The sequence below is a fragment of the Alcaligenes sp. genome (assembly GCF_050255915.1).
Taxonomy (GTDB): Bacteria; Pseudomonadota; Gammaproteobacteria; order Burkholderiales; family Burkholderiaceae_B; genus Alcaligenes; species Alcaligenes aquatilis.
Genome location: NZ_JBFWIQ010000026.1, coordinates 1 through 5,294, shown reverse-complemented (window position 1 = coordinate 5,294; position 5,294 = coordinate 1). Strand labels below are relative to the sequence as shown.

Genomic DNA, 5,294 nt, shown 5'->3' with positions numbered 1-5,294 from the left:
TAACCGGACAGATCGAGCTGTTCGACCGCCAGCGGCATCAAGGGCAAGTACTGACGGTAGCGCTTGCGCGCGCCAGGGAGATGCTGGATAAAAGTGGTTTTAGGTGTTCTGCCCTGCAAAAAAGCCCGTTCGAGCTCCGGCAGAAAGTCGCACACGCTGAACAAGTCAGCCTGCGGATACAGGGCAAGCATCTGCTCCAGCACACGCTCGGCACCGGCATAGGTGGTCAGCCAGTCGTGGACGATCGCGATGCGCCTCATGTTTGTGCTACCTGTCGTAAAACATCCCAAGTGCGCCCTGCGGTCTCTGCCCAATCAAATTGCTCGGCGCGGAGCAGTCCTTTACTGATTAGCTCTTTGCGAAGTCCTTCATTATCGATCAGGGCCAACAAGCCTTCAGCAATTTCGTCCACGCGAGCAGGGTCCACCATCAAACCAGCATCTCCCACCACCTCCGGTAGAGACGTGCGATTGCCGGTCAACACAGGTACGCCGCTGGCCATCGCTTCCAACGGCGGTAGGCCGAAACCTTCATACAGCGAGGGAAAAACAAAAGCCACTGCCCCCGCATACAACGCAGGCAACACATCATCCGCAACATGACCGGTCAAATGCACTCTCGGCGGAAGCGCGTCCATACCGGCCGCTTCGGCGAACACCCGCGAATTGCCGCGCTTACCCGTCAACACCAGCCAGATATCATCCGGAATATCTGCTTGAATGCGCAACCAGGCTTGAAGTAGCCGCGCCAAGTTCTTGCGTGGCTCCAATGAACCAACACACAGCACATAATGACGACTGGGTAAATCAAGCCCATTGAGCTTTTCAACCACCTCATCTGGCGTATGTGGCCTGAATCGTGCGTCAACGCCATTAGGAATCACCGTAATACGACTTTCATCAATGCTGGTATGAGCCTGAATCCGCTCTTTGGAATATTCCGATATCGTGATGACATGCGCGGCACGCTTAACCAAACGCGGTGTCAAGAATCGATACCATGCAGCAAATTTGGTGTTCAGCCACTCAGGATGATCCAGTGGCACCACATCGTGCAACGTAACAACTTGACTCGTTACAGTCAAAGGACCGGTATTGGACGGACTGAACAACACCTTGCCTCGAACCTTTGATGGCAGCACAAATTGCTCCCAAGCGTGCCCCTGAACGCCAGCTAAAGACTGCTTGGGCGCAGTAAGTTCAACCTTCCCTCCAAAACGGGCCTGAAGTTCCAAGATATAACGTTGTACCCCAGTTGTGTGCGACTGCAACACTCTGGTATTCATTATGAATGATTTGTTCATTTGCTTACCCTGCCCTTCCCTTGACTTCCGGCACGATTCGGCATAGACAAGACAAGCTCCCAGAAGAACACCAATAAATCGTCTTCAACTTCATTCATCACAACACCATAGGCAAACAGCGCCAGAATAACCGGCAAGCGCCACTCAACGACTTTATGCGCCAATATGTGACTCCACCAAAGCCTGCCTTTTGAAGCGGCAAAGCAAACAGGGTGACAGCAGCGGCTTTGGGCATCAGGCACCTACCTGCAGCGAACTGGTCGGCACCGCATTCGACACCTCACGGTACAGGGCTTCATATTGCGCGACCCAGCCCCTAATATCGACAAAAGGCGCGCTGCTGGGCTTGGCCTGCACCGTCAGTTGCGCACGCAGGGCATCATCGGCCATGGCTTCGAGCGCAGCCTGCAATTCACCCGGTATATCGGGCTCGAACAGCAGGCCATTTTCCTCGTGGCGGATCATCTCAGGGATGCCACCTCGGCGCGAGCCGATCACTGGCTTGCCGAAGGCCAGTGCCTCGAAAACAACGCCCGGCAAATTGTCATTCCAAAGCGACGGCACCACGACCGCATCCACCTGCGGATAAAAATCGCGCGGCGCGACACGTCCGAGAAAGCGAATTCGCGGGTCTGTTGTCTTGCTGTGCAGGCGCTCTTCGTCATGCTGACGACCACTACCAGCAATCCAAAGTTCTGCATTGGGTAGACCGGCTGCCAGAAAGGCATCGATCAACGGCTCGATGCCCTTTGCCGGGTCCAAGCGCCCGATGAAACCTAAACGCAACCCCTCATGAGGTACTATGACCGAGGCGCGCCCCGAACCCAGTTCATTAGCATCCCGCGCATTATGAATCACCCGCTGGATCGGCACCCCCTCGAAATAACCTAATGCGCGATGCCGATCCAGCATGAAGCGACTGACGCCAACGACTGACGAAACACGGCGGCTCAAAGCCCGATGGGGGAGTCGGAACACATGGCAGCCTGCGCACTGACCCGCGCAATTCCGCCCCTTTTTATACATCGAAGTTTTAATGCAGACCGGGTAATAATCGTGCAAAACCTGCACGGTGGGCACGCCAAGCTCCGCTAAAGTCTTCCAGCTTGCCGCAGACCAGCCGGGCAGATTATGCACGGATGCCACGTCCGGTCGCTCTCGCCCAACCACTTCGCGCAGATAGCCCTGCATCCAAGGGTTGTAACTGTCGAGCGCGTGCCACAACAGCCGCCACGGCGCAGCAGGTCGTTTTTTATGAAACGGCCAATAGACGTTGCGAATTCCGGCTTTCCATATCGTGATGCCTTCTTGCTCGGTTCGCGACAGCCCAGCTGTATAAGAGGTGGCGAGCAACACACACTCATGCCCGGCGTCGCGCAAGCCGCGCATCATCGTCCACAGGGTTTGTTCGGCGCCGCCGCCCAGTTCGGGCTCGGCCAGTGAATGTAAAAAGAGGATTTTCATAACGGAAACCGGTCGTTCTTTCCAAGCCGGCCCACCAGTCCGTCTTTGATTGCCTCGCGCAGTAATCGATACCGGGCACGCTCTCCAAGCGCCACTGAAAACAGAAATAATAGCCCTGTATATACCATCCGATTTATCCAAAATACAAAAGGGTTTTTCTGTATGTAGTTCTTGTAAAAGTAAGTGCTATTTCGAGTTCCATAATAAGCTCGAAAATCTCCCGTTCCCTTCAATTGACCTACAAAGCCATTGCCAAAATGGGCTTTAATATTCCAAGATGATTCAATGTCATCGATCATCGCAGCAACCACCAAAAAGATCTTCCCACCTTTTTTTGTAATACGGTAGGTGAGCTCTAAGTCGTCTGCATACAATATGAAAATATCATTGGGCAACCCAATGGATTGGATCAAATCCCGATGGAACAGCAGCCCACTGTAGGGGGCAGTATCCAAGGAGACCGTCTCGGGTAATTTTCCTTGCCCCTTAGGTTTACCCCAAGGGGTGCGCCGCCAGATCTTGTACGGGATATCCAATACATGAAATCCGCAAAAACTGTTGGCTCGCGGATTGATGCGGTGTGCAGCCATGCCCATCGCCACGCCCGCCTGATGTTCTGGCCGAAACCCCACCACTGCCAGCCGGTCACGCGGCGTAGTTTTTTGCGCCTCTGTATAGGCATCAAGCAATTTCAACAAAGCATCACCATGCGGGCGGTTGTCGTCATCCAACAACCAGACATATTCGGTGCCCAAGTCAAGCGCTCGCTGGATACCGGTCGCAAATCCCTTCGCGGAACCGGTGTTAGCGCCCATTTCCACCACATCCACGAAATCGCCATAAGAAGCGGTAAGCTCGGATTGCACCGACCAGTGTGCGCCGTTGTTCACCACTACGATGCGCGCCACCCTCTGCTCCTGCAAGCTTTCAAGCACTTGAAGAAGGAGTGTCTTACGATCACCGTATGTGACCGTCACAACCGTGATCGAATGATTGATGAGTTCAGACATTTTTAGTTTGTGGCGTACGTGCTAGCAAAACATGCCAAAGCATCTGTTTATTCTCTCCCTGCAAGCCAATGATGCGAATTCCTAATACGAACGTTTCAGTGAAAATCATCAGAAGAGCGACGCCGCTTGCTCCCCAGTTATTTGCTATAAAATACAAAACAGCTACGTGCACCAGCGCAGGCAAGATAATGCTGAACGACAACAAGCGGCCCAAATCGAACTGAACTAGAAACTGCGCACCGAAGACATTGTTAAGCCCGATTAGGAATGGCACCAAGGCCATAAGCTCGATCAAATGAATCGATTGATCGAATTTACCACCAAACAAGACTTCCGAGATCGGAGCAGCTAACAAGAACAAGGCGATGGAGACGCCGAGCATGCCTCCCCCGATAATCCGTAGCAGCTTACCGATGAATGTCAACGCCTCATCTCTTGATCTGGCGATAAGGGTTGCAATATGGGGATAAACCGCCTGTGATACTGGCTGGATGATGCCTTGCACAGCCTTGATGAGTTTATCAGCCGCCGCAAAGTAACCCACAACGGCGGGGCTCGCTACCAAACCCAGAATAAAAATATTGCTGCTGTTATATACGCTACCGCCCATCATGGCCACGAAGATATGCCGCCCAGCCAGAAAATCCTGCATTAACCGGCTAAATCCCGGCCAGCACAAACGGATTTTCACAAGTCTTGGTATGAATACCAGCGCGATCAAGCCGGCCATCAACATACCGGCCGAAAGCAAACCTGCCGCAATTGCGTAGTCCGCAGAATTTGTGACGAATACGAAAATTGCGATCACCATCAAGGATCGCGCCATGATCGTGAACGCTGTGATATGCCGCATGTGTCCCAAGCCTTGATAGAGCCAGACAGGGAACAGCACATTACCGACGACCGTCAAGTACATCAGGCAATACAACACCCAGTCATGCTCGAAAACAGGGAATATCGCCACAAGCGCGGCCATAAGCATGAAGCCAAGTAACGCGATTACGATCTTGATCGTCATCACAGAGGAAAAAAGGCGAGAAAGCTCAACTGGGTTGTCCTTAGCCAAGGCAACCGCACGCGTCGCGCTTAAATCAAAGCTGTAATTAACCGCCACTACAAAATACTGAATAAATGCTTGCGCAAAAGCGATACGGCCGAAGTTCTCCGGGCCGAGTACGCGCACGAGATAGGGCAACGTGATCAGCGGCAGGATATAGTTCGCACCCTGCAAAACGGACAAGGCAACAATGTTCTTGCGCAGCACGCTCATGGCGCAACACGGTGGTGCCGCTGCGTGGGCTCATGAAGAATGGTGATCTGCACCGTCATTGTCTCAACACGCGCGGCGCGCGACGCCCAGATCGACGAGGTCGATTTCATCTTCGCCGGTGGCAGATGCTCGCCCTTCTTTGTGGGGTATGGATGGTTGACCATTCTCGGCTCTGCTTACCATTAGATCTTGCTTCCTCTCTTTGTTAACAATGGCAGAGTTGATGTTCACATCTGCTTCTCGCGGT

Annotated in this window: 6 protein-coding genes and 1 pseudogene; all 7 read right to left on the bottom strand. The window is 53.1% G+C overall.

Features of this window, described 5'->3' with window-relative positions; translation table 11 throughout:
• Window positions 1-260: pseudogene (locus AB7E06_RS19100) on the bottom strand (glycosyltransferase family 4 protein); the annotation flags it as partial.
• Window positions 257-1,303 (bottom strand): glycosyltransferase family 4 protein, encoded by a 1,047-nt coding sequence (locus tag AB7E06_RS19095; RefSeq protein WP_427958168.1) that lies wholly within the window; start codon window positions 1,301-1,303, stop codon window positions 257-259. The pseudogene AB7E06_RS19100 and the gene AB7E06_RS19095, both read right to left, overlap by 4 nt.
• The gene (locus AB7E06_RS19090; protein ID WP_427958166.1) at window positions 1,300-1,467 is read right to left on the bottom strand and encodes a hypothetical protein; all 168 of its coding nucleotides are present in this window, start codon (window positions 1,465-1,467) and stop codon (window positions 1,300-1,302) included. The genes AB7E06_RS19095 and AB7E06_RS19090 overlap by 4 nt, the downstream gene beginning before the upstream one ends.
• Window positions 1,468-1,537: 70 nt before the next feature.
• On the bottom strand, window positions 1,538-2,767 hold the full coding sequence (locus AB7E06_RS19085; protein WP_427958164.1) for a glycosyltransferase family 4 protein: 1,230 nt from the start codon (window positions 2,765-2,767) through the stop codon (window positions 1,538-1,540).
• Entirely contained in the window at window positions 2,764-3,777 is a 1,014-nt protein-coding gene (locus AB7E06_RS19080) for a glycosyltransferase (protein WP_427958162.1), read from the bottom strand. The genes AB7E06_RS19085 and AB7E06_RS19080 overlap by 4 nt, the downstream gene beginning before the upstream one ends.
• Window positions 3,770-5,047 carry a flippase gene (locus AB7E06_RS19075; protein ID WP_427958160.1) on the bottom strand — a complete coding sequence of 426 codons (1,278 nt, stop codon included), beginning with the start codon at window positions 5,045-5,047 and terminating at the stop codon, window positions 3,770-3,772. Before AB7E06_RS19075 ends, AB7E06_RS19080 begins: the two co-directional genes overlap by 8 nt.
• A 63-nt stretch (window positions 5,048-5,110) precedes the next feature.
• Window positions 5,111-5,294, bottom strand: a 184-nt coding sequence (locus tag AB7E06_RS19070; protein WP_427958158.1) for a hypothetical protein, incomplete at its 5' end; no start/stop codon positions are given.

What these genes read in the sequence shown, in the direction of transcription:
- AB7E06_RS19085 (WP_427958164.1), bottom strand. Translation starts at nt 2,767, where the DNA reads ATGAAAATCCTCTTTTTACATTCACTGGCCGAGCCCGAACTGGGCGGC.
- AB7E06_RS19080 (WP_427958162.1), bottom strand. Translation starts at nt 3,777, where the DNA reads ATGTCTGAACTCATCAATCATTCGATCACGGTTGTGACGGTCACATAC.
- AB7E06_RS19095 (WP_427958168.1), bottom strand. Translation starts at nt 1,303, where the DNA reads ATGAACAAATCATTCATAATGAATACCAGAGTGTTGCAGTCGCACACA.
- AB7E06_RS19075 (WP_427958160.1), bottom strand. Translation starts at nt 5,047, where the DNA reads ATGAGCGTGCTGCGCAAGAACATTGTTGCCTTGTCCGTTTTGCAGGGT.